This window comes from Moorena sp. SIO3I6, from assembly GCF_010672095.1.
Genome location: NZ_JAAHHU010001671.1, coordinates 1 through 1,084, shown reverse-complemented (window position 1 = coordinate 1,084; position 1,084 = coordinate 1). Strand labels below are relative to the sequence as shown.

Sequence of the window (1,084 nt, the reverse complement as noted above, 5' to 3'; positions counted from 1 at the left end):
TTTATGATTAAGGCTGCCTTATTCTAAGGTTTCATCTCCGGGATGAATTTTGTGCAGGGTCTTTGTTGCTCATCTCAGGAGTGTCTTGGTTTTCAATGTACTTTTTAAGAGTAGAAATAGTAACGCCACCACAACTAGCAATAAAGTAAGAACTATTCCACTTGTGCAGGTTTGTTGTAGTAGATTCTGGCTAGTTGTTCACCAAATTCTACTCTTATTTTTCGGCTTGAGACACTCTTCAATGAGTTAACCAGTTTACTCAGGTGAATGTCAGGGTGATACTGGAGAAGCAGGTGAACATGGTCTTTTTCCCCATCAAGGCTAACAAGCGATCATTCTTGTTGTTGAAGTAAGTTTTCAAAAATTTCATGTAAACGGCTAATCATCTCACCAGTAAAGACTTTGCGACGATACTTGGTCGTCAAGACGAGATGAGCTTTAAGGTCAGAGACAGACCGACCCTTGGATAAAAAGTCATTCTTCATAACAATCCTGCTGTTGTCTGCTATAATCAGTGTAGCTTAAAAGTTAACACCAATGAAATACACGTATCAATATCGACTATATCCAGAGACTCAACAAACACTCACACTGAACGAGTGGCTGCGAGTTGGTCGATATTGGTATAACCGGATGTTGGGTGAGCGTTTTGATTGGTGGGATAAAAATAGATGTCCGGTCAATGCCTGTCCATTAATCTGTTACCTTCCGGAGCTTAAAGATCCGCCCAATTTCTACAGCCATAAAAAGCAACTTCCAGTGATCAAGAAAGACTTGGTTAAGATTGGATGGTCTGGAGAGTTGATAGACTTTACGGAGGTTTATTCAACTGTTTTGCAAGATGTCTGTACAAGAGTAAAAAACGCTTTTAACAGGTTTATAGCAGGTGACAAAAATGGTAAACGCAGTGGCAAGCCTCGATTTAAAAATGTTGCCAGATATCGGACGTTAAACTTTCCAAATGCTGATAATTATTGGTTAAAGTTCTGTACTGTTAACGGAAAATGGTTGTTTGTTCAAGTTCCTAAAATTGGTTTGATTAAGCTGAGAATACACAGACCGTTACCTGATATTGCAAACTTAA

The 1,084-nt window shown here is 39.0% G+C and carries 1 protein-coding gene and 1 pseudogene; one reads left to right on the top strand and one right to left on the bottom strand.

The genetic code is table 11. The annotated features are described in order from the left end of the window. Window positions 1-31: 31 nt before the first annotated feature. Window positions 32-485 (bottom strand): annotated as a pseudogene (gene tnpA, locus F6K49_RS52185) (IS200/IS605 family transposase). A 52-nt stretch (window positions 486-537) separates the two neighbouring features. Here tnpA and F6K49_RS52180 point away from each other — a divergent pair. Beyond that, the coding region (locus tag F6K49_RS52180; protein ID WP_293110923.1) for a transposase at window positions 538-1,084 on the top strand (547 nt) is incomplete at its 3' end.